The 26609-nt window shown below is 63.8% G+C and carries 23 protein-coding genes and 1 tRNA gene; 6 read left to right on the forward strand and 18 right to left on the reverse strand.

Going from position 1 to position 26609, the window contains the following annotated elements; all coding sequences use genetic code 11:
- Positions 1-116 precede the first annotated feature (116 nt).
- The 8 genes from SR858_RS23985 to SR858_RS24020 form a co-directional block, all read right to left on the reverse strand.
- Complete coding sequence (locus SR858_RS23985; protein WP_019923425.1) at positions 117-1415, reverse strand: amidohydrolase; 1299 nt, start codon at positions 1413-1415, stop codon at positions 117-119.
- A gap of 49 nt (positions 1416-1464) precedes the next feature.
- A complete protein-coding gene (gene pth, locus SR858_RS23990; protein WP_019923426.1) occupies positions 1465-2046 on the reverse strand; it encodes an aminoacyl-tRNA hydrolase in 582 nt (193 codons plus the stop codon).
- A gap of 98 nt (positions 2047-2144) precedes the next feature.
- Positions 2145-2744: a 50S ribosomal protein L25/general stress protein Ctc gene (locus SR858_RS23995; RefSeq protein ID WP_019923427.1), complete on the reverse strand. Its 600-nt coding sequence runs from the start codon at positions 2742-2744 to the stop codon at positions 2145-2147.
- 173 nt (positions 2745-2917) lie between these two features.
- Positions 2918-3868, reverse strand: a complete 951-nt coding sequence (locus SR858_RS24000) for a ribose-phosphate pyrophosphokinase (protein ID WP_019923428.1) — start codon at positions 3866-3868, stop codon at positions 2918-2920.
- A gap of 150 nt (positions 3869-4018) precedes the next feature.
- Positions 4019-4095: transfer RNA gene (locus SR858_RS24005), tRNA-Gln, on the reverse strand.
- A 75-nt stretch (positions 4096-4170) separates the two neighbouring features.
- Complete coding sequence (gene ispE, locus SR858_RS24010) at positions 4171-5049, reverse strand: 4-(cytidine 5'-diphospho)-2-C-methyl-D-erythritol kinase (RefSeq protein ID WP_019923429.1); 879 nt, start codon at positions 5047-5049, stop codon at positions 4171-4173.
- Entirely contained in the window at positions 5046-5660 is a 615-nt protein-coding gene (lolB, locus tag SR858_RS24015; protein WP_019923430.1) for a lipoprotein insertase outer membrane protein LolB, read from the reverse strand. Before lolB ends, ispE begins: the two co-directional genes overlap by 4 nt.
- A gap of 14 nt (positions 5661-5674) precedes the next feature.
- Positions 5675-7450 carry a tetratricopeptide repeat protein gene (locus tag SR858_RS24020; RefSeq protein ID WP_019923431.1) on the reverse strand — a complete coding sequence of 592 codons (1776 nt, stop codon included), beginning with the start codon at positions 7448-7450 and terminating at the stop codon, positions 5675-5677.
- Positions 7451-7619: 169 nt separating this feature from the next.
- Between SR858_RS24020 and mutM the strand changes: the two genes are divergently transcribed.
- The 3 genes from mutM to mutY are packed head-to-tail and all read left to right on the forward strand — an operon-like array spanning position 7620 to position 11582.
- A complete protein-coding gene (mutM, locus tag SR858_RS24025) occupies positions 7620-8453 on the forward strand; it encodes a bifunctional DNA-formamidopyrimidine glycosylase/DNA-(apurinic or apyrimidinic site) lyase (protein ID WP_026637567.1) in 834 nt (277 codons plus the stop codon).
- A 38-nt stretch (positions 8454-8491) separates the two neighbouring features.
- Entirely contained in the window at positions 8492-10426 is a 1935-nt protein-coding gene (locus SR858_RS24030) for a dynamin family protein (RefSeq protein WP_026637568.1), read from the forward strand.
- A 22-nt stretch (positions 10427-10448) separates the two neighbouring features.
- Positions 10449-11582 carry an A/G-specific adenine glycosylase gene (gene mutY, locus SR858_RS24035; protein ID WP_019923434.1) on the forward strand — a complete coding sequence of 378 codons (1134 nt, stop codon included), beginning with the start codon at positions 10449-10451 and terminating at the stop codon, positions 11580-11582.
- On the opposite strand, the gene SR858_RS24040 is transcribed toward mutY, so the two are convergent.
- The 9 genes from SR858_RS24040 to SR858_RS24080 all read right to left on the reverse strand — a co-directional run bounded on the left by SR858_RS24040 (position 11579) and on the right by SR858_RS24080 (position 22062).
- A complete protein-coding gene (locus SR858_RS24040; RefSeq protein WP_019923435.1) occupies positions 11579-11824 on the reverse strand; it encodes a hypothetical protein in 246 nt (81 codons plus the stop codon). The two genes, mutY and SR858_RS24040, sit on opposite strands and share 4 nt — an antisense overlap.
- A gap of 89 nt (positions 11825-11913) precedes the next feature.
- Positions 11914-13062 carry a deoxyguanosinetriphosphate triphosphohydrolase gene (locus tag SR858_RS24045; protein WP_019923436.1) on the reverse strand — a complete coding sequence of 383 codons (1149 nt, stop codon included), beginning with the start codon at positions 13060-13062 and terminating at the stop codon, positions 11914-11916.
- 8 nt (positions 13063-13070) lie between these two features.
- A complete protein-coding gene (gene aroKB / locus SR858_RS24050; RefSeq protein ID WP_084670092.1) occupies positions 13071-14714 on the reverse strand; it encodes a bifunctional shikimate kinase/3-dehydroquinate synthase AroKB in 1644 nt (547 codons plus the stop codon).
- A gap of 58 nt (positions 14715-14772) precedes the next feature.
- Positions 14773-16983: a beta strand repeat-containing protein gene (locus SR858_RS24055; protein WP_322534059.1), complete on the reverse strand. Its 2211-nt coding sequence runs from the start codon at positions 16981-16983 to the stop codon at positions 14773-14775.
- Positions 16984-17017: 34 nt separating this feature from the next.
- Complete coding sequence (locus tag SR858_RS24060) at positions 17018-19129, reverse strand: type IV pilus secretin PilQ (protein WP_019923439.1); 2112 nt, start codon at positions 19127-19129, stop codon at positions 17018-17020.
- Positions 19126-19671 carry a pilus assembly protein PilP gene (locus SR858_RS24065; protein ID WP_040378006.1) on the reverse strand — a complete coding sequence of 182 codons (546 nt, stop codon included), beginning with the start codon at positions 19669-19671 and terminating at the stop codon, positions 19126-19128. Before SR858_RS24065 ends, SR858_RS24060 begins: the two co-directional genes overlap by 4 nt.
- Positions 19668-20357 carry a type IV pilus inner membrane component PilO gene (locus SR858_RS24070; RefSeq protein ID WP_019923441.1) on the reverse strand — a complete coding sequence of 230 codons (690 nt, stop codon included), beginning with the start codon at positions 20355-20357 and terminating at the stop codon, positions 19668-19670. The genes SR858_RS24065 and SR858_RS24070 overlap by 4 nt, the downstream gene beginning before the upstream one ends.
- Positions 20354-20989 carry a PilN domain-containing protein gene (locus SR858_RS24075; protein ID WP_019923442.1) on the reverse strand — a complete coding sequence of 212 codons (636 nt, stop codon included), beginning with the start codon at positions 20987-20989 and terminating at the stop codon, positions 20354-20356. The genes SR858_RS24070 and SR858_RS24075 overlap by 4 nt, the downstream gene beginning before the upstream one ends.
- Positions 20989-22062, reverse strand: coding sequence for a pilus assembly protein PilM (locus SR858_RS24080; RefSeq protein ID WP_026637571.1), 1074 nt, complete (start codon positions 22060-22062; stop codon positions 20989-20991). Before SR858_RS24080 ends, SR858_RS24075 begins: the two co-directional genes overlap by 1 nt.
- A 198-nt stretch (positions 22063-22260) precedes the next feature.
- Here SR858_RS24080 and SR858_RS24085 point away from each other — a divergent pair, with 198 nt between their 5' ends.
- Positions 22261-24609 (forward strand): penicillin-binding protein 1A, encoded by a 2349-nt coding sequence (locus SR858_RS24085; protein WP_026637572.1) that lies wholly within the window; start codon positions 22261-22263, stop codon positions 24607-24609.
- Between the two features lie 75 nt (positions 24610-24684).
- Here the strand turns inward: SR858_RS24085 and cyaY are convergent, their stop codons facing one another.
- Entirely contained in the window at positions 24685-25020 is a 336-nt protein-coding gene (gene cyaY, locus SR858_RS24090; protein WP_019923445.1) for an iron donor protein CyaY, read from the reverse strand.
- Positions 25021-25137: 117 nt separating this feature from the next.
- On the opposite strand from cyaY, the gene SR858_RS27800 reads away from it, so the two are divergent.
- Complete coding sequence (locus SR858_RS27800) at positions 25138-25326, forward strand: hypothetical protein (protein WP_227012354.1); 189 nt, start codon at positions 25138-25140, stop codon at positions 25324-25326.
- A 4-nt stretch (positions 25327-25330) separates the two neighbouring features.
- Entirely contained in the window at positions 25331-26608 is a 1278-nt protein-coding gene (lysA, locus tag SR858_RS24095; protein WP_019923447.1) for a diaminopimelate decarboxylase, read from the forward strand.
- Position 26609 lies beyond the last annotated feature (1 nt).

Consider the following 26609-nt stretch of genomic DNA (forward strand, 5'->3'; position numbering starts at 1 on the left):
GGCGTTGCAGCGCCTTGCTCTGGAGGTTTTTGCCAAACGCAGTAGCGGCGTTGCAGCGCCTCGCCGTACTGGCGTACTGTCTTCGTCGCTGCGACTTGCTCTGGAGGTTTTTAAGCTTACTTGGCCAGCACGTTGATGACGGCCAGCGTCATGGCGCGGGCGGCGGTCTTGATCGACGGCTCCGGCACCGGCGCGTAATACGGCGAGTGGTTGAAGGCGATCGGCTTGCCGCCGGGCTTTTCGGCTTCGGCCACCGCTTCCGGCGAATATACGCCGGTGAAGAAGAACATGGCCGGAATGCCGGCGTTGGCGAACTGCGAGAAATCTTCGCTGGCGGTCATGGCCGGCATGCGCCATACCTTGTCGTCGCCAAACGCCTGTTTCAGCACGCCCTCGGTGCGCGCCACCAGTTTTTCATCGTTGATGATGGCCGCGCCGCCCGGAATCAGTTCCACGTCCGGCGCGGGTGCGTCGGCCATGGCGGCCGAGGCAATCGCCGTGCGGCGCCCGCCGGCCAGGATTTTTTCGCGCACTTGCGGGGTGTAGCTGCGGATGGTGCCGCGCACCTTGACGCTGTCGGGAATGATGTTGCCCACGCTGCCGCCGTTGATGGCGCCGATGGTCACCACGCCGAATTCCTTGGGATCTTTTTCGCGGCTGATCACGGTCTGCACATCGACCACGAAGCGCGCGGCGATCATCACCGGATCGACCGCCTTGTCCGGCGCCGAGCCATGGCCGCCCCGGCCTTTGAAGGTGATTTCGATGGCGTCCGAGTTCGATGACACCGGTCCGCTGTTATAGCCGATGGTACCGTAGGCGTGCGGCCACGAGTGCAGCGCGAACGCGTAGTCCGGCTTGCCGAAACGGGTAAACAGGCCGTCATTGATCATGGCCTTGGCGCCCGAGACGATTTCCTCGGCCGGCTGGCCGATGAACATCAAGGTACCCTTCCACCGGGATTTGAGCGCCACCAGCGTGCGCGCCGTGGCCAGCCAGGCCGTCATGTGGACGTCGTGGCCGCAGCTGTGGGCCACCATGGTGTCCTTGCCGTCGAGCTGGGCGTGGGCGCGGCTGGAATAGTCGAAGCCCGATTTTTCTTCCATCGGCAAGCCGTCCATCTCGGTGCGCACCAGCACGGTCGGGCCGGGGCCATTCTTGTAAATGGCAACGATGCCGGTCTTGCCCACCTTTTCCGTCACCTCGAAGCCGATCGCGCGCATCTCGGCCGCCAGCTTGGCAGCCGTGCGCAGTTCCTGGAACGCCAGTTCGGGATGGGCGTGCAAGTCCTTGTAGATCGCATCGAGCTTGGGATACATGGCGTCGATGTTGGCGGCGACCGCGCCGTTATCCTGGGCGAAGGCTGGCAATACCAGCATGGAAGCGAACAAGGCGGCAAGCGGGCGGAGTGTCATCGATGGTGTCCTCATCTGGAGAAAGATTCCTCCAGCATACCATCGCAGCTTAGGCCGTATGCAACTTCATGGTGGCCGCTTCGAACTTGCCCTCGATAATGGACGGCATGACCAGCAACGATTTATCGATCGCCTGCTCGATCAGGTCCTGGTCTTCGCGGCGCGGACGGTGCAGCACGAAGTCGGCCACCTGCTGTTGCAGGCTCAAGGTGCGCGGGTGGCCGATGCCGAGGCGCAAACGCCAGTAGTCCTGGGTGCCGAGCGCGGCGGTAATGTCTTTCAAACCATTGTGGCCGCCGGCCGAACCGCCTTTTTTCAGGCGCGCGATGCCGGGCATCAGGTCCAGCTCGTCGTGCACGACCAGCACTTCGTCGGGGTTGATCTTGAAGAAGCGGCACAGTCCGCCAACCGACTGGCCCGAGCGGTTCATATAGGTCTGCGGTTCGAGCAGGTACACTTCCTGGCCCGAGATCGAGGTCTTGGCCATCAGCGCGTTGTACTTGGTCTCGCGCTGCAGGCGGGCGCCGCTGCTGTTGGCAAGGTTGTCCACCAGCCAGAAGCCGGCATTGTGGCGGGTTTGTTCGTATTCGGCGCCGGGATTGCCGAGGCCGACGATGAGGCGGATGGGCATAGTGTTCAGTCAAATAAACGGGATTATCGCGCAAACGAAAAAAAACCCCGCCAGCACGAACGCTGGCAGGGTTTCCATGACGCGTAAAGCGTCAAGAATTACTTCTTAGGCTCTTCAGCAGCAGCTTCAGCAGCAACTTGGCCAGCTGGTACCGATGCGGTAGCAACGGTCAGGTCGTTACCGTGGGTAACTGCGGTCACGCCTTTTGGCAGGGCCAGGTCAGCTACGTGGACCGAGGTACCGACGTCAACGTTGGTCAGGTCAACGGTGATGAATTCTGGCAGGTCTGCTGGCAGGCATTCGATTTCGATTTCGTTCAGCACGTGGCTGATGGTCGCGCCGTGCAGTTTGACTGCTGGCGAGATGTCGGCGTTTTCGAAGTGCAGCGCCACTTTCACGTGCAGTTTTTCCGAAGCGGTCACGCGCTGGAAGTCAGCGTGCAGAACCAGTTGCTTGAATGCGTGGACTTGGAAGTCGCGCAGCAGCACTTTTTGTACTTTACCGTCGATTTCCAGATCCAGGATCGACGAGTGGAACGCTTCTTTTTTCAGCGCGTGGTACAGGGCATTGTGGTCCAGCGAGATGGTCACTGGGGCTTCGGTGCCACCGTAGATGATGCCAGGGGTTTGGCCCGAATTACGCAGGCGGCGGCTCGCTCCGGAACCTTGCAATTCGCGTTTGAATGCAACAACTTTCATGTGATACTCCAAAAATTACAGGGCTTGCGCCCCGTGTTATGAAGCCCCCGCGACCAGGGTGCTTCGAAAATGAGCGCCTTGGCGCTCATGAAACTGGGAAAACTGTATAAACCAGCGCGGCGCAACCGGTAAACCGGGTGCGCCGCCTGTCAATCTGATCGCTGAGCCGTGGCTTAGTCGATGAAGAGCGAAATCACGGAATCGCCCTTGATGATGCGTTTGAACGTCTCGGCCAGCAGCGGCGCGCACGTCAGTTGACGGATCTTGCCGCAAGCCTTGGCTGCGTCTGACAGGGGAATCGTGTCGGTCACGACCAGCTCGTCCAGCGACGAATTGGTGATGCGCTCGATTGCCGGGCCAGACAGCACAGCGTGGGTGCAATACGCCACGACTTTCTTGGCGCCGCGCTCTTTCAGTACTTCGGCAGCTTTGACCAGGGTGCCGGCGGTATCGACCATGTCATCCATGATCACGCAGTTGCGGCCTTCGACTTCGCCGATGATGTTCATCACTTCGGAAACGTTGGCTTTCGGACGACGCTTGTCGATGATGGCCAGGTCACAACCGAGGCGCTTGGCCAGCGCACGGGCACGGACCACGCCGCCGACGTCCGGGGACACCACCAGCAAGTCTTCGTTGTTCTTTTTCTGCAGGTCGCCCAGCAGGATTGGCGACGCGTAGATATTGTCCACCGGGATATCGAAGAAACCCTGGATTTGATCGGCGTGCAAGTCCATGATCAGGACGCGCTCGACACCGGCTTTTTCCAGCATGTTGGCGATGACCTTGGCCGAGATCGCAACGCGCGCCGAACGTGGGCGGCGATCCTGGCGGGCATAACCAAAGTAAGGAATGGCGGCGGTGATACGGCCAGCGGACGCGCGCTTGAGCGCATCGACCATCAGGATCAGTTCCATCAGGTTGTCGTTGGTCGGTTGGCAAGTCGACTGCAGCACGAAGACGTCTTTACCACGCACGTTTTCGTTAATCTCGACCATGACTTCGCCGTCCGAGAATTTCGAAACATTGGCTTTGCCGAGGGGAATACCGAGATTTTTAGCGACTCCTTCTGCCAACGCAGGATTAGCGTTGCCGGTAAAAACCATCAGGTTTTCGTAAGCCATTGGGAGTCCCAGAGATAGTAGAAGAAATTTTTGATGATCGCCAGCGGAAGCCGCGTGACGCTGTATTAGTTGAATGCGACGCGCTGGGCGCCGGCATTTTTGCTTGACCTGGCCGGAGACTAGTGCCTCGACGGTTCCAGATAAAACGAATGGCAGGGGAACAAGGATTCGAACCTTGGTATGCTGGAATCAAAATCCAGTGCCTTAACCAGCTTGGCGATTCCCCTACGCAACTTGCTACTTGTCGCTACAGGCCGATATTATACAGCCATTTTCACGAAAAGCAAAATCTTTTTTCTCACTCACAACATGTCGATGATCGGATGCTGTTTCAGCGACCGGGCTTTCCAGACTTTCCACTTCGCTGGCGCTTTCGCAAGCACCGCATCGGCTTCAGTTTCGGTTGCCACCGCGCTAAACACACAAGCACCGGAGCCAGTCATCCTGGCATCACCGTAAGCACTGAGCCATTCTACCGCTTCTGCCACCGGCGGGAACAACTCCATTGCCACTTGTTGTAAATCGTTTCTGCCAAATCCCTTTGAATCGTTTTGATTTTCAAGGTGCCTGGAAAAGTCCGTTATCTTAATGACCGGCGTGTCTCTTGTCAAACGTTCTGACGAAAAAATTGCCGGGGTCGGCACTTGCACGCCTGGCTCGATGACGATGTACCAACACTGCGGCGCCTCCACCGCCTGCAATTGTTCGCCCACGCCTTCGGCAAACGCGGTCTGGCCAAAGATGAAAAACGGGATATCGGCGCCCAGCGGCAAGCCCAGCGCCATCAGTTCCCGCTGGGTCAGGCCGGCATGCCACAAGGCGTTCAGGGCCATGAGCGTGGTGGCCGCGTCGGACGAGCCGCCACCGAGGCCGCCGCCCATCGGCAGCACCTTGTCGATGGCGATATCGACACCGCGCGGCAAGGCGCCGGTGCGGCGATGTACTTCGGCCTGCAGCAGCCTGGCGGCGCGAATGACCAGGTCGCTGTCTTGCGGCACCCCCGCCAGCTCCGTCACGCGGCGCAGCGCAGTGTCGTCACGCAGGGTGAAATCCAGGGTGTCGCCGTGATCGACCATCTGGAACACGGTTTGCAGCAAGTGGTAGCCATCGGCGCGGCGGCCGTTCACGTGCAGGAACAGGTTGAGCTTGGCCGGGGCCGGGCAATTGAGCAGACGGCTCATGACGCTGGCGCATCGAGCACGATACGGAACGACAGCTCATCGACCTGCTGGCCCAGCGTCAGGCGCGTGACGTCGATGCGGCGCGGCTTGGGCACGGCGGCGGCTTCGTCATGCCAGCCCAGGTAGTCGATCTTCCAGCCGTCGCGCGTGACCACGCTGTCGTTGGCCGGCGAGGCGGTGAAGCGCTTGCCGTCGGCGTCGGTGGCATGGCCTTGCAGCCAGTCGCGCAGGCCGCCCACGGGCAAGGTCCAGCCCAGCGCCTGGCGCGTGAGACTGTCGAGGTCGGGCGCGGTGCGCAGCGGCTGGCCGCTTTGCTGCAAGGTGGCGGCTTGATCGGTCACGCTGATGCGGGCCACGGTCTGGCCGGTCGGCGAGTTCAGGCTGACATCGGTACGGGACGGGGTTTGCTGCCAGTTGAAGTTGCCGTTCATGGCTTCCTTCTTGCCATCACGGATAAAGCTGATGGCGATGCGGCCGTTGAGCTCAATTGCGTCCTGGTAAGCGGCCACTGTAGCAGCCGAGCGCGGCACGGACGCGCAGCCGGCCAGCACGGTCAGTGCGGCAGCGAAGGCCAGCACCGGTGCGGCGCGGCGAAAAAAGGTAAAAGTCATCGTTGAAGTGGTTTCTAGTTGGCCTGATCGGTCTTCAGGCTCTGGTTGAGGCGCGCCAGCGTGCTTTTGAGCGCGTCGTTCTTCGGATCCTTGCCATGGGCTTCCTGCCACAGTTTGCGGGCGCCTTCGACATTTCCCTTGGCGAACAGTACTTCACCGAGGTGCACGGCAATCTCGGGATCGCTGCGCACGGCGTAGGCGCGGCGCAGGTAGTTTTCCGCTTCGTCCAGATTGCCCATGCGGAATTGTACCCAACCCATGCTGTCCATGATGAACGGATCGCCAGGCGCCATTTTCAGGGCTTGCTCGACCAGCGCGTACGCTTCGGGCAGGCGCTCGTTGCGCTCGGCCAGCGAGTAGCCGAGCGCGTTGTAGGCGTGCTGGTTGTCGGGCGCGGCAATCATTACCTGGCGCAGCGCCGTTTCCATCAGCTCCACCTGCCCCACTTTCTCGGCGCCGAGCGCAAAGTCGTACAGCAGGTCGGGATTGTCGGGATAGCGCTTGATGGCGTTTTGCAGCACCATGAAGGCGGTGGTGGTGTCGCCGGCGTCGCGCAGCACCTGGGCGTCGGTCTGGAAGATCTGCGCCTGTTCGTCGGCACCGTTGGCGGTCAGTTGCGCCAGTTCCTTGCGCGCTTCCTCTAACTTGCCCTGGCGCGCGGTCAGCACCGCCCACTTCAGGCGCGCGGCAAAGTACAGTTTTTCGTCGCTGCGGTCGACCTTGTCGAGCCACTTGATGGCGGCGTCGGCGTCGCCGCGCTGCTCGGCCAGTTGCGCCAGGATCATCAGCACCTTGCTCGGGTCGCGCTCGTCGTCGGGTTGCTGCTCGAGCACGCCCACGAAGCGGGTGAAATAGATTTCTGCCCCGGCCAGATCGTTGTTCTGCATGCCCATCACGCCCAGCGCGTACAGCGTGGCCAGGTTGTCGGGCTGGTCCTTGAGCAAGACCAGGAATTGCTGGCGCGCCGACTCCGGTTGCTTGGCGTCGATCAGCACGCGGGCGAACGCCGCCCGCGCTTCGCGCGCCTTCGGGTATTTGTCGAGGAAGTTGTTGAGCACCTTGAGCGCCACATCGATGTCGCCGGACACCTGGGCCTGGGTCATGGCGGCCAGTTCGGATGATGGTTCGATGGCGGCGGCTTTGTCGGCCTCAGCGCGCGCGCGGGCGGCGTCGTTGAGCGCAAAAGCGCCCTGCGCCAGGATCAGATGGCTTTCCACCAGGTTGTCGTACGGCGCCAGCACGCGTTCCTGCAAGGCGAACGCGGCGGCCTTGTCCTGGGCGCGCAGCAACAGCTGCTGCATCTGGAACATGGCCACCACGCGCGCCGGGCCCTGGGCCTGCGCCAGGCGCCTGGCGAAAATCGGTTCGACCTCGGTGAGATCGTTGCCGACGATGGCAAAGCCGAGGAAATATTGTGCTGCTTCGTCCGAGTCCGGCGCCAGGCTGCGCCACAGGCGGATGGCGGCCACCGCTTCGCTACCCTGCTTGGCCACCAGCGCCATGTCGGCCGCGCGCTTGGCCAGGCGCGGATCGCGGGTTTGCTGGGCCAGCGACATCATGGTCACGAACGGTCCCTGCCACTCGCCCTGCTTGAATTCCAGCTCGGCCTTGGTGATGCGGTACAGGATGTCGCCGGTGAGCGCGTTGTTGGGCAGCATGGCGTCCGCTGCCGTCGTGTCTGCTTGCTTGTCGGAATTGTCTGTAGCGGCGGACTCCGGCACCGGGGTGGCGGCGGGCCCAGGCGCAGCGTCGGCCGGCGCTGGCGGCTGCGTGGCGCACGCCGACAGCAAGGCGGAGAGGGTTACAATGGCGAAAGCGTTTTTCAAGGGAACATCCTGGCTGGTGTACGGGGTCGCTTCGATTTTACGCGCAAGCCGGGGCTTGCGTCTTTTGACTAGTGTAACCAAATATTGGACGTACCCAGTTTCCTCCCCCATTCATGAGAGGTTTGCCCAGCAGATGCCAGAATTACCAGAAGTGGAAGTCACCAGGCGCGGCGTCGCGCCCCATCTCGAAGGCCGCGCCGTGCAGGACGTGGTGCTGCGCCGCGCCGGCCTGCGCTGGCCGTTCCCCGAGCAACTCCAGCAATTGCTGGCCGGCCGCACCGTGCTGGGCACCGGCCGGCGCGGCAAATACCTGCTCGTGCATTTCGAGCACGGCACCCTGATCATCCACCTGGGCATGTCTGGCCATTTGCGGGTAATGGCGGCCGGCATCGAACCGGAAAAGCACGACCATTTCGACCTGGTGGTTGCCAGCCCCGACGGCCCGCAAGTGCTGCGCATGAAAGATCCGCGCCGCTTCGGCGCCGTGCTGTGGCATGACGACGCCGACGGCGCGCTGGACAGCCATATCCTGCTGCGCGCGCTGGGCGTGGAGCCGCTGGAAGACGGTTTTTCCGGCAAGCTGCTGTACGACCGCACGCGCGGCCGCAGCGCCCCCGTCAAGCAGGTGCTGCTGGCCGGCGATATCGTGGTGGGCGTGGGCAATATCTACGCGTCGGAAAGCCTGTTCCGGGCCGGCATCAACCCGAAAACCCCGGCTGGTCGCATCAGCCTGGCGCGTTATGAAAAGCTGGCGCAGGCGATCCGCGAGATCCTGGCCGAGGCCATCATCCAGGGCGGCAGCACCTTGCGCGACTTTATCAGCGTCAATGGCCAGTCCGGCTACTTCCAGCAGACATATTTCGTCTATGATCGGGCAGGCGTACCGTGCAAGGTGTGCGCGGCGCCGGTGCGCCAGATCAAGCAGGGCCAGCGCTCCACTTTTTATTGCGTGAATTGCCAAAAGTAACTGTCCAAGTAACTGTCAACAACGAGGCACAGCCGATGATGGTCAGCGATTTCGAGCACTACAGCGCCTGGCGCCAGGGCGTGGTCACCGCGCTGGAGCACTACCAGGCGTGGGTGGCCGAGGCCGCCCTGCTCGACGCCGCCACCGCGCAGCGCATCGCCCGCGCCCTGGCCCGGCTGGCCGACGACAAGCTGTCGGTGGCGTTCGTGGCCGAGTTTTCACGCGGTAAGTCGGAGCTGATCAACGCCATCTTCTTTGCCGACTACGGCCAGCGCATCCTGCCGTCCTCGGCCGGGCGCACCACCATGTGCCCCACCGAGCTGATGTACGATGCCGCGCTGGCGCCGTCGCTGCGCCTGCTGCCGATCGAAACCCGTGCCGACAACCTCTCCACCGGCGACTACCGCGACCAGCCCGCCGCCTGGACCGTGCTGCCGCTCAACCTCGACGCCGGCGCCCACATGCACGAAGTATTCAAGCAGGTGAGCATGACACGCCGCGCACCGGTCGAGGAGGCGCGGCGCTACGGCCTGTACGACGACGAAGATCCCGACCTGCGCGATGCGGTGGACGAACACGGCACGGTGGAAATTTCGCTGTGGCGCCACGCCATCATCAATTTCCCCCATCCTCTGCTGAAACAGGGACTGGTGATCCTCGACACGCCGGGCCTGAACGCCATCGGCACCGAGCCGGAGCTCACGCTCAACCTGATCCCCAACGCCCATGCCGTGCTGTTCATCCTGGCCGCCGACACCGGCGTGACGCGCAGCGATATCGAGGTGTGGCGCAACCATATCGGCGCCGGTGCCGGCCGCATGGTGGTACTGAACAAGATCGACAGCATGTGGGACGAGTTGCGCAGCGAAACCGAGGTCAGCGACGAGATCGCACGCCAGCAGGCCAGCGTGGCGCAGGTGCTGGCGCTCGAACCGCGCCAGGTATTCCCGGTCTCGGCGCAAAAGGCGCTGGTAGCCAAGATTAACGGCGACGGCGCCCTGCTCGCGCGCAGCCGCCTGCAGGCGCTGGAAGCGGCCCTGTTCGACGAGCTGATCCCGGCCAAGCAGGACATCGTGCGGCGCCAGCTGCGCGACGACTTGCAGGCGCTCAGTACCGCGCAATCGTCGATGCTTGCCGCCCGCGCGCGCGGCATTGTCGAGCAGTTGCACGAACTGCGCAGCCTGCGCGGCAAGAACCGCACCGTGATCGAACACATGATGCGCCGCATCGACGTGGAAAAGCGCGAGTTCGACGCCAGCCTGTTCAAGCTGCAAGCCACGCGCGCGGTGTTTACCCGCCTGTCCACCGAGCTGTACACCAGCATCGGCATGGACATCGTGCGCGACGATATCGACCTGGTGCGCGAGCAAATGCAGCGCAGCCGCTTTTTCCTCGGCGTGCGCGAGGCCGTGCGCCAGTACTTCGAGCGCATCCGCGCCCGCCTGGACGCGGCCGAACACAAGACCGCCGAAGTGAGCGAGATGATGGGCGTGATGGTGCGCCGCTTTGCCAGCGAACACGGCATGAGCCTGGCACTGCCGCTACCGTTTTCGCTGGCGCCCTACCGCGACGAGATCGCCAATATCGAGGCAATCTATTACAAGCAGTTCGGCACAGCCACCCTGATCACCACCAGCCGCGTGGTGCTGATGGAAAAATTTTTCGATACCATCGCTTCGCGCGTGCGCGGCTGCTTCAAGTTGGCCAACGTCGATGCCGACGCGTGGCTCAAGGTGGTGATGGCGCCACTGGAGGCGCAAATCCGCCAGCACAAGGATCAGCTGAAACACCGGCAGGCCTCGATCCAGCGCATCCACGACGCCACCGACAGCCTGGAACAGAAAATCGATGCACACGAACGCGACCAGCACACGCTCGACGCTCAAAAAGTGCATTTGCAACAATTGGCGGCGGCCATCGCCTGCGCCATCGAGGCCGGTCTTGAGGAAGACCCGGCGCTCGAAGCCGCCTGAGACTTTTATACCCAAGGACACAATGAAGTACACCGCAGTAGAGCATTACGCCGACCCCAGCTTTTCCGATGCACTGATCGCCTGGCAACAACAACACGGCCGCCACGCGCTGCCGTGGCAAAACACCCGCGACGCCTACCTGATCTGGCTGTCCGAAATCATGTTGCAGCAAACCCAGGTCTCAGCCGTGCTCGGCTATTACGCGCGCTTCCTGGAACGCTTTCCCACCTTGCGCGACCTGGCAGCGGCGCCGGTCGAAGACGTGATGGCACAGTGGAGCGGCCTCGGTTATTACACCCGCGCGCGCAACCTGCACAAGTGCGCGCAGCGCGTCGTCGACGAGTACGACGGCGTATTTCCGTCCGACCCGGCGCTGCTGGCCGACCTGCCCGGCATCGGCCGCTCCACCGCTGCGGCAATTTCCGCGTTTTCCAGCGGCACCCGTGCGGCCATCATGGATGGCAACGTCAAGCGCGTGTTTGCCCGCGTGTTCGGCATCGACACCTTTCCCGGCGAACGCAAGACCGAGGAAATGATGTGGCTGCGCGCGGTCGCCCTGCTGCCCGAGCAAGGCATCGAATCGTACACGCAAGGCTTGATGGACCTGGGCGCCACCGTCTGCACCCGCAGCAGCCCCGCGTGCGAACGCTGCCCGATGCAAACGCGCTGCGTGGCCTACGCCACCGGCCGCACCCGCGAACTGCCGGTGCGCAAGCCGAAAAAAATCTCGCCGGAAAAACACGCGGTGATGCTGGCGATTATCGATGGCGGCCAGGTGCTGCTCGAACAGCGTCCACCCACCGGCATCTGGGGCGGCCTGCTGTCGCTGCCGGAACTCGACGGCCACCTGCTGGCCGAGGACGACGATGTGCCGGCGGCAGACGACGCGCTGCTGTTACAGGCGGTAGGGAAATTTGGCGAGATGGAGTCGGCCGAGCGGTTGACGACCGTGACGCATGTCTTCACGCACTACAAGCTGCACATCGCGCCGTACCGGATCACGCTGGCGCGGCGGCTGGACATGGTGGCCGAGGGCGGCTACGTGTGGCTCGATGCTGCAAAATTAGCGGACGCGGCGCTGCCGGCGCCGATCAAGAAGCTGTTGCTGGAATTGGTAGGGGACGGCAAGGCCGCACAACAGCGCATGGATTTTTAATGCACATAGCGGGCGATGGCGAAGGTGATGCTGACCAAGGCAAACGAGGTGGCGACAAACCATTTGATGAGGTTCGATTCCATGCGCGTCATTTTAGCGTCCACCTCGGCAAACCGAACGTACACCTGTCCGAACTGCGCAGCAATTTCGCCCCGCAAGGTGGCAACGTCCACCTTGCTGCTGCATTGGTCGGAAAAGTTTTGCTTCATTTCCTTGAACCGTTCGACAACTTCGGCTTCCATGACAGCTCCTCAGGCAGGTGGATGGGTGGAGTGAGCTTCATGATCTGCCGCACACCCTTGCCTGTCAAGCGGCGCCAGCTTGCGCCAGGTCAGAGCTCATCGAGCGAAAACAGGCGCCGGTGTTCGCGGATCGCATAGCGGTCGGTCATGCCGGCGATGTAGTCGGCAATCTTGCGCGCCTGCCTGCCGGCATCCCCCTCCTTGTCGTGGTAATCGGGCGGCAGCAGCACCGGTTCGGCCATGAAGGCATCGAACAGCTCGCGCACGATGCGGCTGGCCTTGACGCGCATGCGGTTGACCTTGTAATGGCGATACAGGTTTTCGCGCAGGAAGCGTTTCAGTTCGGTCGCATCCTTGCGGATCGGGTCGGAAAAACGGATCAGCGGCGGCGCCTGCCTGACGTCGCCCAGCGAGCGTGGCGCCACGTCGGCGATCAGGGTGCTGGACGTGGTAATCAGGTCGTCCGCCAGCGCCGTGATCAGGCGCCGCAAGGTTTCGTAAATGGCGCGCCGCCCGGTCAGGCCCGGGAACGCCTGCTGCACGTCGCGGTACAGGCGCGCAAAGAAATCGACCTGCTGCAACTGCTCGATGGTGATCAGGCCCGAGCGCAGGCCGTCGTCGATATCGTGGCTGTTGTACGCGATCTCGTCGGCCAGGTTGGTCAGTTGCGCTTCCAGCGACGGCTGGGTACGTTCAATAAAACGGATTGCCACCGGCCCCAGCAGGCGGGCATTGTGCAGCGAGCAGTGCTTGAGGATGCCCTCGCGGGTTTCGAACATCAGGTTCAAGCCGTTGTACGCGCCGTAGTGTTCTTCGAGTTCATCGACCACGCGCAGGCTTTGCAGGTTGTGCTCGAAGCCGCCGTGGTCCTTCATGCAGTCGTTGAGCACGTCCTGGCCCACGTGGCCGAACGGCGTGTGGCCCAGATCGTGCGCCAGCGAAATCGCTTCCACCAGGTCTTCGTTCAGGCGCAGGTTGCGCGCGATCGAGCGGCCCACCTGCGCCACTTCCAGGCTGTGCGTGAGGCGCGTGCGGAACAAATCTCCCTCGTGGTTGAGGAATACCTGGGTCTTGTATTCGAGCCGGCGGAACGCCGACGAATGGATGATGCGGTCGCGGTCGCGCTGGAACTGGCTGCGCGACGAATGCGCAGCCTCCGGGTAGCGCCGCCCGCCGCCGGCCGAAGCAGCCGCCGCCGAATGGGCGGCATAGGGGGCCAAATACTCTTCGGGCAGCATGATTCCCCCTAAACGTGCGCCGCCAGCGTCGCCATCAGCAACTCCTGCGGCGCGTTGGTGATGCTGGGCGCGCCCAGCGGCTTGAGCAGGATGAACTTGATGGCGCCGCCCTCGTTCTTCTTGTCCACTTCCATCAGCTCGAGCCAGCGCGCGGTGCCCAGGTCGGGCGCCTTGACCGGCAGACCGGCAGCCGCGACCAGCGCGCGCACGCGCGCCACGGTCGCGGCATCGACCAGGCCCAGGCGCTGCGACAAATCGGCCGCCATCACCATGCCGCAGCCGACGGCTTCGCCATGCAACCATTCACCGTAGCCGAGGCCGGCTTCGATGGCGTGGCCGAACGTGTGGCCGAAATTGAGGATGGCGCGCAGGCCGCCTTCGCGCTCGTCCTGGCGCACCACGTCGGCCTTGATTTCGCACGAGCGGGCAATCGCATACGCCAGTGCGCCCTTGTCGCGCGCCATCAGCAGGCCGATATTGGCTTCGATCCAGTCGAAGAAGGCGGCGTCGATGATGGCGCCGTGCTTGATCACCTCGGCCAGGCCGGCCGACAGTTCGCGGTCGGGCAAGGTTTCCAGGGTGGATGTGTCGGCGATCACCGCGCGCGGCTGGTAGAACGCGCCGATCATGTTCTTGCCGAGCGGGTGGTTGATGCCGGTCTTGCCGCCGACCGACGAATCGACCTGCGAGAGCAAGGTGGTCGGTACCTGGATAAAATCGACGCCACGCATATAGCTGGCGGCCGCATAGCCGGTCAGGTCGCCGATCACGCCGCCGCCCAAGGCAATCAGCGTGGTCTTGCGGTCGGCCTTGTTGGCCAGCAAGGTGTCGAAGATCTGCATCAGGCTGGCCCAGTTCTTGAATTCCTCGCCGTCGGGCAGGATCACCGACATCACCTGCTTGCCGGCCGCGCGCAGCGCCGACTCCACGCGCTCGAGGTACAGCGGCGCGACGGTGGTATTGGTGACGATGGCGACCTTGCCGCCATTGACATGGCGCGCCAGCAGCGACGGGTCGTTCAGCAGCGACGGACCGATGGAAATCGGGTAGCTGCGCTCGCCCAGGTCAACATTTAACAGGATGGTGGATTCTTCGTTCATCGATGGTTGGGCTCTGGTGGAACAGTTGGGCGCGGCTTCGCAGGCCAGCTTTTCCAATTGATTCAGGATGGTCAGGACCATCGATTGTACGTTAGGACGGCCGGTATCGATGACGATATCGGCGATTTCCATGTACAGCGGATCGCGCACCGCCATCAGCTCCTCGAGCTTCTTGCGCGGATCGGCGGTCTGCAGCAGGGGCCGGTTCTTGTCGTGCGCGGTGCGCTGGAGGATGCTGTTGACGGTGGTGCGCAGGTAAATCACCATGCCGCGCGCCTTGAGGTGGGCGCGGTTGTCGGGATCGAGCACGGCGCCGCCGCCGGTGGCCAGCACCAGGTCCTGCTGGCCGGTCAGCTCGCGGATCACCTCGGCTTCGCGGCGGCGAAAGCTCGGCTCGCCCTCGATCTCGAAGATCCACGGGATCGACGCGCCGGTGCGCGCCTCGATCTCGTGATCGGAGTCGACAAAGCGCAGCCCCAGCTTGCGGGCCAGGATGCGGCCGATGGTGGTCTTTCCAGCACCCATCAAACCGACTAGAAACACATTTTGCATGCAAAATCCAACTAAATGCGGGCGGCGCCGACGCCCGCATGCGCCGGTTATTGAGCGGCTATTGCGGGTTGCTGCACGTCGTCGCCACCCCGTATGGGCTGACCGCGCCCGGCGGCGCGACATTCTGGTTTGTGTAATCGCTACTCAAACCTAGCAAGTGTACCAGAGAGGTGTACGTCGACTCGCTGCCATTTGCCTGCCCGCGCACGGTCAGGTTCACGTCGAGCCAGTTGGCGCGGTCGCGCGGATACACGAGCGACACCGTGGCGCGCCCGGTGGCGTCGGTGGTCACGGCCGGTGTGACGGTCACCGGGATGCCCGGCTCGAGCTTGCCATTGCCGTTGAGATCCTCGCCGGCGTCGAGGATGCCGTTGCGGTTCAGGTCCTCGTTGTCGCATGGCGTATGCTGCCGCTGGGTCCATGGTCCCGGGGCGATATACTCGAACATGCCTTTGAAATAGCTCACCGGCAGCACCGACGTGGTCAGGCGCACGCCAGACACCGCATTGCCGGCGGCATCGGTCACGAACACCGCGTAGTCCTGCTGGTAGGTGGAACTGTCGGGCGTGCTGACCAGGTTGCCGGTGCCGGCGCTGATGAACAACGAGCGCTGCGCCACGGTCAGCATGGCGGTGGCGCTGTTGTTGACCACGCCCCCACCCACGATGCGCGCCCGGATCTGCACGCCGTTGGTGGCGGTGGCCGTGGCGCCGGCAATGAAGCTCACCGTGGCCGAGCCGTCGGCGGCGGTGGTCACGTCGGACGGCTGGGTGAGCGAGCCACCGCTGGCGTCGGACTGTATCGAGAACGACACCAAGGCATTCTTGACCGGGTTGTTCTGCGCCGGACCGTCGCGCACCACGGCGCGCAGCGTGACCTGCTGGGTGATGCTGCCAGCCGTGTTGACGCCGATCACCGCTGGGTCGGCCTGCACGGTGATGGTCGAGGCGGTGGTGAGCGGCGCGACGAATTCCAGGTCGGACTGGGTGCCCAGGATGCCGGCGCGGGCCGTCAGCGTGGCCACGCCCGGGCTGTTGGCATCGATGTAGGCGGTGGCGGCGCCACCGGCCAGCGTCAGCGCGCCGTTCAATGGCACGGTGCAGCCGGCATTGGCGTACACGGTGCCGCGCGAACTGCTGATGGTCACGTCACCGCTGGATCCGCCGGTCACCGCCACCTGGCGGCAACTGCCGATATTGGTGCTGGTCACCACGTTGCCGCCGCCATCGAGCACGCGCACGGCAAAACTCGACGTGTTGATCGCAATCGCCGTCGAAGCCGTCTCGCCCAGCGAGCGCACGGTGATCACGTCGGCGCTGCCGCCACTGGCCGCGTAGGTCAGGATCAACTGGCCGGCGGCGTTGGTCACGGCCGTGCCGCCGCCCTTGACGGTCAGCGCATTGGCATTCGACGCGAATGTCACCGGCTTGCCGACCAGTGCATTGCCGGCCGAATCGACCAGCTTGACCGCAACGTCGGCAGCCGCACCCGCGTTGATGGTGGACGGCGCATTGACGGTAAGCCGGTTGCCGGCCACGTTGACCACGGTGGATACGGACGCGGCGCCTGCCGCGCTGGCGGTGATGCGGATCGCGCGCGAAGCGGGGTCGCCGCCGGTGCTCAGTTTTTCGGAGACGATGCCCTGGGCGTTGGTGGTGCGCGAGGTCAACGTCAGGCTGCCGGAATCGGCTTTCAGGTCCACCACCACGCCGGGCAGCGCGGTGTTATTGGCGTCGCGCACCAGGGCCACCACGGTCACTTCGCTGCCGGCCACGCCGGCCGAGGCCAGGTTACCGCTGTCGGTGGTGAGCGAGAGCGACGGCACGGCGGTGACCACCGCCACCTGTACCGGCGCGGACGTGCGCCCGCCGGCGCTGGCCGTGACGGTGATGACGCGCAGCGACGCGTCGCCGGCCACGCTGAGTTTTTCCGCGACCTGGCCCGCCGTGTCGGTCACGCGGTTGGTGCTGCTGACGGTGCCGGAACTGGCGGTAAAGCTGACCGTCTCGCCGACCAGCGCATTGCCGCCGCTGTCCTTGACGATGGCCGTCAGCGTCACCTCGGTGCCGGCCAGGCCCGACGAGGCGATGGTGCTTGCACTGGCCTGCACCGCCACGCTGGCTACTTTTGACGTCGTGGGCGGCGTGACGGTGCCGCCGCCGACCGTGCCGGGCGAGCCGCCACCGCCGCCGCAGCCGACCAGCAAGCTTGCAAAGATGGTCGCTGCCAGCCAGCCGATGATGCCTTTCATTCGAATCATGCGTTCCATGCGCTATCCCTCGATGTGTAGCCTGGCGGCCCGGTTACTTGACTTTGTCGGTGACGATCTTTGGCGTGATGAATACCAGCAATTCGGTCTTGTCGTTGGTGCGGCCGGTGGTGCGGAACAGGTAGCCGAGCACCGGCACGTCGCCCAGCAGCGGCACCTTGCTGGTCGAGTTGCGCTCGGTCTGCTGGTAGATACCGCCCAGCACCACCGTGCCGCCGTTTTCCACCATCACCTGGGTCTTGATGTGCTTGGTGTCGATGGCGAAGCCGGACCGGGTTTCCTGGCCCACGCTGTCCTTGTTCACATCGACCTCGATCACCACGTTGCCGTCGGGGGTGATCTGTGGCGTCACTTCCAGCCGTAAATTCGCCTTGCGGAACTGGATCGACGTGGCGCCGCTGCTGGTGGCCACCTGGTACGGCAGCTCGATGCCCTGCTCGATCAGCGCCATCGCCTTGTCGGCCGTGATCACGCGCGGGCTCGAGACGATCTTGCCGGTACCATCTTCTTCCAGCGCCGACAGTTCCAGGTTGAGGAAACGGTTGTCGGCTGCCGAGAACAGGCTCAGCGCCAGGCTGGCGGCGTCGATGCCGTTGATGCCGGCGGCCGGCAAGTTGACGAACTGGGTGTTGTTATAGCTGCTGGCGGTGGGCGCGATCTGCCCCGTCACCTCGCCCACGCCGGTGATGTTGCCACCGATACCCACGCGGGTGTTGCCACTGCCCACCTGGTAGCCGGAGTTACCGCCGCGCACGGTACGCATGTCGGAAAAGCCCAGCTTGGCCCCAAGGTTGCGCGTAAACGTGTCGCTGGCCTCGACGATGCGCGCCTCGATCAGCACCTGCTTGGTGGCGACGTCGGTCTTGGCGATCAGGCGCCGCACGTCCTCGATCTTGGCCGCAGTATCGGTGACGAAGAGCTGGTTGGTGCGGGGCTCGATGATGGCGCTGCCGCGCCGCGACAGCACGCGGTTGCCGGCGCCGGCGGCCGCATCGAGGCCGAACACGGTGCGGAACGCCTCGGCCTTCTGGTAATTCAATTGGAAGATTTCGGACTTCAACGGCTCGAGGTCGGCGATCTGGGCGCGCTGTTCGAGTTCGAGTTTTTCCTTGGTGAGCAGCTCTTCTTTTGGCGCGATCCACAGCACCGAGCCGTTCTTGCGCATGTCCAGCCCCTTGGCCTGCAGGATCACCTCCAGCGCTTGGTCCCACGGCACGTCTTTCAGGCGCAAGGTCAAATTGCCGGTCACGCTATCGCTGGTGATGATGTTCAGTCCCGACACATCGGCAATCACTTGCAGCGCCGCGCGCACTTCCAGGTTCTGGAAATTGAACGACAACTTTTCGCCGCGGTAGCCTTGCGACCCCTGCACGATGCGGCGCGGATCTTCCTTGATCGGCCGCACGTCCACCACCAGTTGCGCATCATTCTGGTACACGCTCTGCTCCCACAGGCCGCGCGCCTCGATGGTCATGCGCGCATGGTCCCCCTGCTGCACCGTGGTGACAAAACCGACCGGCGTACCGAAGTCGCCGACGTCGAGCCGGCGCCGCAGCGGCTCCGGCGCACCGGCGCCGATGAAATCGACCACCACGCCAGTGGGCGTTTGCCGCACATCGGCCGCCGCGCCGCGCGGCAGTTCCACCACCACCCGCCCCTCGCCGTTGTCGCCGCGGCGGAAATCGATGGCTTTCAACAGCGGCTTCTCGGCGGCCTGGGTGGTGGCCTGGGTAGTGGCCGCCGAGGCGGCAGCGCTTGCCGCCCCCGCACTGGTATCGAGGGTCAGCACCACGGCCTTGCCGTCGATGGCCATGGTGTAGCCGAGGCTGCGATTCAGGTTGAACAGCAGCCGCGCGCGGTCGCCTGCCTGCACCACTTGCACGTTGCGCAAGTCGCCCAGGCCGAAGTCATGCTCGGTCTTGCCGGTGCGGTTGCTGATCGCGCCGAAGTCGAGCGCGATGCGCGCCGGGTTGCTGATGGCAAACGCGGTGGGCAACGCCGTGGGCGGTTGCGCCAGCCCGATCCGCACCACCAGGCTGGCGCCCTTCTGGCTGGCGGTAATCGTGTCGATGGCGTTGCTGTCCTGGGCGCGGGACGCGCCGCCGGCGAACAGTAACAAGAGCAACAAAAACAGTCGACCCATCATTTGGCAGTCTCCTTGCTTTCCTGTAGTTCCAGCGTAGCCAGGTGTTCGACCCAGTCGCCGGTGGCGTCCTGCACGACTTCGCGGATGGACACGGTGTTGTCGGAGATGGCGGTGACGACGCCATGGTTCTGGCCCAGGTACTGCCCCTTGACCACCTTGTACACATTGCGGTCGATTTGCAGCACGGCGTACATGGTGCCTTTCATTTCCATGGTGCCCACCATTTTCACGGTATCGAGCGGATAGTTTTCCAGCAGTTCCCTGCGCCGTTTGGGATCCGGCGCCAGCCCGCCGCCGCCCGCGCCAGCGTCGGCCCCCTGCCGCGCCAGCTCGCCCAGCAGCTTGCCGGGGTTGAACGGATCGAGCACCTCCTTTTGCTGGTAGGCGAACGGAATGAACGTCTTCGGTTCGGCCAGCGGCGGCACGCCCACCCTGGTCTCGGCATCGACCTGTTTCATCCAGGCGCGCACTTCCTGCACGTCGCTGTCGCCGCAGCCGGCCAGCATTACCATTAACAGGCATGGGAGGAAGCGCAGGTTCATGATCGCTTGGCCGCTTTCTTTTTCGCGTCAGCCGCCTTGCGCTGGGCCTGCACTTCGTCGGGATCGAGGTAGCGGAAAGTCTTGGCCACGGCGTCGAGCGTCAGTACGCCGTCCTTGCCGGTGCTGAGCGTCATGTTGTTGAGGGTAACGATGCGCGGCAGGTTGGCCATGTCGGCGGCAAACGCGCCGATGTCGTGGTAAGTGCCGGTAACCTTGATGTCGATCGGCAGCTCGGCGTAGTAGTCGCGCAGCACCACCTGCGCCGGCTTGAACAGTTCGAACTGCAGGCCGCGCCCGGAGCCGGCCTGGTTGATATCGGTCAGCAGCGCGGCCATCTCCGCCTTGCTCGGCAACTGCTTCTGCAGGCGGTCCACATAGCGGTCCACTTGCAGCTTTTGCGCCTGCAACGCTTCCAGGTTGATGGCCTTGGCGGTCTTGAGGCGGTATTCCGCGCGCAGCCGCACCTCGGCCTGGGCGCCCGCTTCCTCCACCTCGAACTGGCCGCTCCAGTACGCGAAATAGCCGGCCACGATCATCGCCACCGCCACCCCGGCCGCGCACAGCACGCGCGGCGCCAGCGGCCACTGGCCTGGCTGGCGGCGGTTGAGGTTGCGGAACTGGGCGGTGAACCGTGCGGCCAGTTCGCCCAGGTCGGGGCCGGTGCGGCGCTTGGGTTTGCTCTTCATCCAGCCTGCCCTCCCGCCGCTGAAGGTGTTGGCGCCGGGACTGGCGGCGACGTGGGCTGCACCACGTCCTTGTCGCGCGGCCGGCGGATGTTGACGATCAAATTGAATTCGACCACCTTGCGCACCAATCGCCCCTGCGTCAGCGCCGCCGCCTTCACTTCGATCAATTCCGGTTTTTCCAGCCACGGCGACGCGCCGGCCAGGTTGCGCAGCAGTTCAGACACCCGCTCCTGCGACTGCGCATAGCCGTCGACGGTCACCTTCTGCCCCTCCTGGCGGAAACCTTTTAAATACACGCCGGCCGGGGTTTGCTTGACCAGCTCATCGAGCAGGTACACCGGCTGGTTGCGGTCGCCCTGCAAGTCCTCGACTGCCTGCTGGCGCGCCTTCAGTGCTTCGATTTCCTGCTTCAGGGTGGCGATGCGGGCAATCTTTTTGTCCAGTTCTCCGATGGCCGACGTGAGCGCGCCGTTGCGCTCTTCCTGGATCGAAATCGCCCGTGCGTTGTACGCCCCCACCATCAGCACCACCGCCACGCCCACCACGCCGCCCAGCGCCAGCAGCGCCACGAACGCGGCCTGCTTCTGCTTGCGTTTTTCTTCGCGGTGGGGCAGCAGGTTGATACGTATCATCAGCCGAACCTCCGCAACGCCAGCCCGCAGGCCACGAGATACGCCGGACCGTCAACGCGCAATTGCGATTCGCGCACTGTCGGTCCCAGTTGCATGCCCTTGAAGGGCGCCGCCACCGCGCAGGCAATGCGGGTGCGGCTGGCGATCAGGTCCAGCAGCCCCGGCAGCAAGGCGCAGCCGCCGGCCAGGAACAGCCGGTCGATGCGCGTGTAGGGCGTGGACGTATAAAAGAACTGGATCGCACGCGTCACTTCCATCACCGCGCTTTCCAGGAACGGCGTGAGCAGCTCCGGCACGTAGGTCTCGGGCAGGTCGTTGGCTTTCTTGCGCGCCTCGGCCTCCTCGAACGCCATGCCATAGGCGCGCACGATGTCGTGGGTGAGCGAGTTGCCGCCGAACGGCTGCTCGCGCTCATAGACGGTGGCGCCGTCGAGCATGACGGAAATGTGCGTGACCTGGGCGCCCACCTGGAACAGCGCCACCACGCGGCCGGCGCCGGCTTCGGGCATCAGCGCGGTGACGCGGTCGAGCGCGGCGCGGGCGGCGTATGATTCGATGTCCATCACCGTCGCTTTCAAACCGGATGCCTCGGCGATCGCCACGCGGTCCTCGATTTTTTCGCGGCGCGACGCGGCCAGCATCACTTCCACATCTTCGGGCGAATTGGCGGGGCCGATGATGTCGAAGTCCAGGCTCACTTCGTCGAGCGCAAACGGAATGTACTGGCTGGCTTCGGACTCGACCTGCATTTCCAGTTGTTCTTCCGACAGCCCGGCAGCGAGGATGATTTTCTTGGTGATCACCGACGCCGGCGGCATGCCCAGCGCTACCAGCTTGGCGCGGGTGCCGCTTTTCTTGCACACGCGGCGCACGGTTTCCACCACCTGGTCCATGTTCTCGATGGCGCCATCGACCACGGCGCCGCGCGGCAGCGCCTCGGCCGCATAACGCTCGAGGCGCAACTCGTCCTTGGCGCCCTGTGCCAGCTCCACCAATCGTACGCAAGATGTACTGATGTCAATACCAATCAACGGCGGATTACGAGGGCCGAACAGGGCCTGGAATGCGTTCATGCGCCTCCCGAGAGTGAACTCCTACAGTAAGTCGAGCCTGTATCGGTGTAAAGGTATTTCTGTCGTGCACGATTCGCTTTCGCCACACTTGTTACGGTCGATCATGCTAGCTGTACCAAAACCGGGCCGCCACAGGCGCGCCGCTGGTTCGGCACTCGCTTATAATGGCCCGGATTATTTTCAGAAAGATCGAACTGCATGGCTTCTTCCAAATCGGCTCCTCCCACCGGCGACGGCGGTACTCCGCGTAAAACCAGATCCGCATCGCGTTTCTTCCTGATGGCCGGCCTGTCCGTGCTGGGCCTGGGCGTGGGCGGCGTGCTGCTGGTGGTCTTCGGGCTGGCAATGGCCTACCCCAACCTGCCCGAGCTCGACACCCTGACCGACTATCGCCCCAAGATGCCGCTGCGGATCTTCTCGGCCGATAACGTCCTGATCGGTGAGTTCGGCGAGGAACGCCGCAACCTGGTGCGTATCAAGGACATTCCCGATGTGATGAAGAAGGCCGTGCTGGCCATCGAGGATGACCGCTTTTACGAACACGGCGGCGTCGATTACACCGGCATCCTGCGCGCGGCCGTGCATAACGCCACCGGCGGCGCCAAGCAGGGCGCATCGACCATCACCCAACAAGTCGCGCGCAACTTTTTCCTTTCTAGCGAACAGACCATCAAGCGCAAGGTCTATGAAATGCTGCTGGCCTGGAAGATCGAGAAAAACCTCAGCAAGGACCAGATTCTCGAGGTCTATATGAACCAGATTTACCTGGGCCAGCGCGCCTATGGTTTCTCGTCGGCCGCGCAAATTTACTTTGGCAAGAATATCCGCGACATCACCGTGGCCGAAGCGGCCATGCTGGCTGGCTTGCCGAAAGCGCCATCGGCCTACAATCCGGTCGTCAATCCCAAGCGCGCGCGCACGCGCCAACAGTACATCCTCACACGCATGCACGCGCTCGGCTATATCAGCGACCTGCAGTACGAGGAAGCGCGCGCCGAGCAGCTCAAGGTCAAGACCGACAGCAGCGAGTTCGGCGTGCACGCCGAATACGTGGCCGAAATGGCACGCCAGCTGGTCTATGAACAATTCAAGGAAGACACGTATACGCGTGGCCTGAACGTCTTCACCACCATCACCAAGGCCGACCAGGACGCCGCCTACCTGGCGCTGCGCAAGGGTGTCATGGACTACGAGCGCCGCCACCCGTACCGCGGCCCGGAAGCGTACATCGACATTCCGTCGAAGAAGGAAGATGCCGACGACGCCATCGAGACCGAGCTGGCCGACCACCCGGACAGCGACGACATCATCGCCGCCATCGTGCTGCAGGCCACGCCGCAGCTGATCGTGGCGGTCACCGCCTCCGGCGAGGAAATCCGCATCAGCGGCGCCGGCCTGGCCATGGGCCGCGCCTGGCTGTCGGACAAGGCTGCGCCCAACAAGCGCATCCGCCGGGGCGCCGTGGTGCGCGTGATGCGCGAAGAGAAGGACTGGGAACTGACGCAAATGCCGCAGATCGAATCGGCCTTTGTGGCGGCAAGCACCGAGGATGGCGCCATCAAGGCCATGGTGGGCGGCTTCGACTACAACCGCAACAAGTTCAACCACGTGACGCAGGCGTGGCGCCAGCCCGGCTCGTCGTTCAAGCCGTTCATCTACTCGGCCTCGCTCGAGCGCGGCCTGTCGCCAGCCACCATCATCAACGATGCGCCGATCTCGTTCGATGCCGGTCAGACCGGCGGCCAGGCGTGGGAACCGAAGAACTACGACGGCAAGTACGACGGTCCGATGACCATGCGCCGCGGCCTGACGAAATCGAAAAACATGATTTCGATCCGCATCCTGCACAAGATCGGCGCCAAGTATGGCCAGGAATACACCACGCGCTTCGGTTTCGACGCCGACAAGAACCCGCCGTACCTGACCCTGGCGCTGGGCGCGGGCAACGTCACGCCGCTGCAAATGGCCGGCGCCTACGCCGTATTCGCCAATGGCGGCTACAAGGTGAGCCCGTACCTGATCGCCAAGGTCACCGACGCCGACGGCAAGATCCTGTCGCAAGCGACGCCCGACAAGGCCGGCGACGAAAAGAACCGCGTGATCGACGAGCGCAACGCCTTCCTGATGGACAGCATGCTCAAGGACGTGGTGCGCTTCGGCACGGCTGCCAAGGCGCTGGCGCTCAAGCGTCCGGACATTTCCGGCAAGACCGGCACCACCAACGATTCGATCGACGCCTGGTTCGCTGGCTATCAACCGAAGCTGGTCGGCGTGGCCTGGATCGGCTACGACCAGCCGCGCAACCTGGGCAACCGCGAAACCGGCGGCGGCCTGGCGCTGCCGATCTGGATCAACTACATGCAAAAGGCGCTCAAGAACATCCCGATCGAGGAACGCGCGGTACCGGAAGGCGTGATGCTGGTCGGCGACGAGTACTACTATGCCGAGAACCCACCGGGCACCGGCGTGCACAATATCGACGGCGCCAACCAGGGCACCCCGGCCGAAGAAAAGGCCAAGGACGCAGTCAAGAACGAGTTGTTCTAGGGGAAGCTCGCCAGCCGGGCTGGCATAAAAAACGGCGGCCCTCGGGCCGCCGTTGTTGTATCTGCACCCAGTTTTTTAACCGGCCGTGATCACCACGGGCGCCCCACCCTGCGCGCTGACCATCTCCGACAGCGAGGCCAGCATTTCCGAGCCGTCGCGGGTGTTGATCCACTGGCCTTCGACTTGGCGATAGTGGTAGCCGCCCGAGCGCGACGCCACCCACAGTTCCTTCATCGCCGCCTGGCTGTTGACGATGATCTTGGAACCGTTGTGGAGGAATTCGATTTCGAGCACATTGCCGCTGCGGCTGCATTCGACGTCGATCATGTCTTCGTCGTTCAATTTGTCCAACGCCGCCTCGATGGCGTCGAGGGTGGCCTCGGCCTGCGCCAGGAATTCTGAATCGCCCATGCTAAACTCCAGTATCTATAGTCAATCCGTGATTCTATCGTGAAGTCTGCCCCGACATCCCCTATTCGTTATGCTGTCTCTCCGATTATCGGCGCCGCCACCCTGGCGCTGACGGTCATGCTCGGCGGTTGCGGCCAACCCGGCCCGCTCTACCTGCCCAAGCCGCCAGTAACAAAACCTGCCAAAAGCAGCACGGTCCCGGTATCCCCGGCCGCCGAGCCGCCGGCGCCCATCGTGCCGACGCCGGCCGAGCCACTGGCTCCGCCGTCCATGCAGTCCCCCACCACCGTACCGTCCACTAAATAATTCTATGTCGCAATTTTCGTATCAAGACGGCGTGCTGCACGCCGAAGGCGTGTCGCTGGCCGCCATCGCCGCCGAGCATGGCACCCCGACCTATGTCTATTCCAAGGCCGCGCTGCTGGGCAATTTCGCCGCGTACGCCGACGCCTGCCAGGGCCGCGACGCACTGGTGTGCTACGCCATGAAGGCCAACTCCAACCTGGCCATCCTCGACCTGCTGGCCCGCCAGGGCGCCGGCTTCGACATCGTCTCCGGCGGCGAGCTGCAGCGCGTGCTGGCCGCAGGCGGCGACCCGGGCAAGGTGATTTTCTCGGGCGTAGGCAAGAGCGTCGATGAAATGCGCCTGGCGCTGTCGCACGACATCCTGTGCTTCAACGTCGAATCGATCCCCGAGCTGCACCGCTTGAACGACGTGGCCGGGTCCATGGGCAAGACCGCGCGCATCTCGCTGCGCGTCAACCCCAACGTCGATCCGAAAACCCACCCGTACATCGCCACCGGCCTGAAAGCGAGCAAATTCGGCGTGGCCTTTGACGATGCACTGGACACCTACCGCGCCGCTGCCGCGCTGCCGCATATCGACGTGGCCGGCATCGACTGCCACATCGGCTCGCAACTGCTGGACGACCAGCCGCTGCTCGAAGCATTGGACCGCCTGATTGAACTGATCGACCGCCTCGGCGACGAAGGCATCACCTTGCACCACCTCGACATGGGCGGCGGCATCGGCATCGACTACCGCGAAGCAGGCGAAGCCGCACCGGTGCCGGTGGGCGACTACCTGGGCCGCGTGTTCGCCCGCATCGACGCCTGGCGCGCCGAGCGTTACGACGGCCAACCAATCAAAGTGATTTTTGAGCCGGGCCGCTCGATCGTGGGCGACACCGGCGTGCTGCTGACCCGCGTGGAATTCATCAAGCACGGCGAAGAAAAGAACTTCTGCATCGTCGATGCCGCCATGAACGACATGGCCCGCCCGGCCCTGTACCAGGCCTGGATGGACATGCAGCCGGTGGTGCAAGGCCAGGCCGAGAGCAAGACCTACGACATCGTCGGCCCGATCTGCGAATCGGGCGACTGGCTGGCCCGCGACCGCGCGCTGGCGGTGGCAGCCGGCGACCTGCTGGTGATGCACTCGGCAGGCGCCTACGGCATGACCATGGCCTCCAACTACAATACCCGTGGCCGCGCCGCCGAAATCATCGTTGACGGCACTACGGCCCACATCGTCCGTCGCCGCGAAACCCCGGCGGAACTCTACGCCCTGGAATCGCTGATCAGCTAAC

The sequence above is a fragment of the Duganella zoogloeoides genome (assembly GCF_034479515.1).
GTDB classification, from domain to species: Bacteria; Pseudomonadota; Gammaproteobacteria; order Burkholderiales; family Burkholderiaceae_D; genus Rugamonas; species Rugamonas zoogloeoides.

Excerpts from the sequence above, each read along its gene's own strand:
- SR858_RS23985 (WP_019923425.1), bottom strand. The coding sequence starts at position 1,415 with ATGACACTCCGCCCGCTTGCCGCCTTGTTCGCTTCCATGCTGGTATTG.
- SR858_RS23995 (WP_019923427.1), bottom strand. The coding sequence starts at position 2,744 with ATGAAAGTTGTTGCATTCAAACGCGAATTGCAAGGTTCCGGAGCGAGC.
- mutM (WP_026637567.1), top strand. The coding sequence starts at position 7,620 with ATGCCAGAATTACCAGAAGTGGAAGTCACCAGGCGCGGCGTCGCGCCC.
- mutY (WP_019923434.1), top strand. The coding sequence starts at position 10,449 with ATGAAGTACACCGCAGTAGAGCATTACGCCGACCCCAGCTTTTCCGAT.
- SR858_RS24085 (WP_026637572.1), top strand. The coding sequence starts at position 22,261 with ATGGCTTCTTCCAAATCGGCTCCTCCCACCGGCGACGGCGGTACTCCG.
- aroKB (WP_084670092.1), bottom strand. The coding sequence starts at position 14,714 with ATGCAAAATGTGTTTCTAGTCGGTTTGATGGGTGCTGGAAAGACCACC.
- SR858_RS24060 (WP_019923439.1), bottom strand. The coding sequence starts at position 19,129 with ATGATGGGTCGACTGTTTTTGTTGCTCTTGTTACTGTTCGCCGGCGGC.
- SR858_RS24045 (WP_019923436.1), bottom strand. The coding sequence starts at position 13,062 with ATGCTGCCCGAAGAGTATTTGGCCCCCTATGCCGCCCATTCGGCGGCG.
- SR858_RS24070 (WP_019923441.1), bottom strand. The coding sequence starts at position 20,357 with ATGAAGAGCAAACCCAAGCGCCGCACCGGCCCCGACCTGGGCGAACTG.
- SR858_RS27800 (WP_227012354.1), top strand. The coding sequence starts at position 25,138 with ATGCTCGGCGGTTGCGGCCAACCCGGCCCGCTCTACCTGCCCAAGCCG.
- pth (WP_019923426.1), bottom strand. The coding sequence starts at position 2,046 with ATGCCCATCCGCCTCATCGTCGGCCTCGGCAATCCCGGCGCCGAATAC.
- SR858_RS24000 (WP_019923428.1), bottom strand. The coding sequence starts at position 3,868 with ATGGCTTACGAAAACCTGATGGTTTTTACCGGCAACGCTAATCCTGCG.
- ispE (WP_019923429.1), bottom strand. The coding sequence starts at position 5,049 with ATGAGCCGTCTGCTCAATTGCCCGGCCCCGGCCAAGCTCAACCTGTTC.
- SR858_RS24030 (WP_026637568.1), top strand. The coding sequence starts at position 8,492 with ATGGTCAGCGATTTCGAGCACTACAGCGCCTGGCGCCAGGGCGTGGTC.
- SR858_RS24040 (WP_019923435.1), bottom strand. The coding sequence starts at position 11,824 with ATGGAAGCCGAAGTTGTCGAACGGTTCAAGGAAATGAAGCAAAACTTT.
- SR858_RS24065 (WP_040378006.1), bottom strand. The coding sequence starts at position 19,671 with ATGAACCTGCGCTTCCTCCCATGCCTGTTAATGGTAATGCTGGCCGGC.
- cyaY (WP_019923445.1), bottom strand. The coding sequence starts at position 25,020 with ATGGGCGATTCAGAATTCCTGGCGCAGGCCGAGGCCACCCTCGACGCC.
- lysA (WP_019923447.1), top strand. The coding sequence starts at position 25,331 with ATGTCGCAATTTTCGTATCAAGACGGCGTGCTGCACGCCGAAGGCGTG.
- SR858_RS24075 (WP_019923442.1), bottom strand. The coding sequence starts at position 20,989 with ATGATACGTATCAACCTGCTGCCCCACCGCGAAGAAAAACGCAAGCAG.
- SR858_RS24080 (WP_026637571.1), bottom strand. The coding sequence starts at position 22,062 with ATGAACGCATTCCAGGCCCTGTTCGGCCCTCGTAATCCGCCGTTGATT.
- SR858_RS24055 (WP_322534059.1), bottom strand. The coding sequence starts at position 16,983 with ATGGAACGCATGATTCGAATGAAAGGCATCATCGGCTGGCTGGCAGCG.
- lolB (WP_019923430.1), bottom strand. The coding sequence starts at position 5,660 with ATGACTTTTACCTTTTTTCGCCGCGCCGCACCGGTGCTGGCCTTCGCT.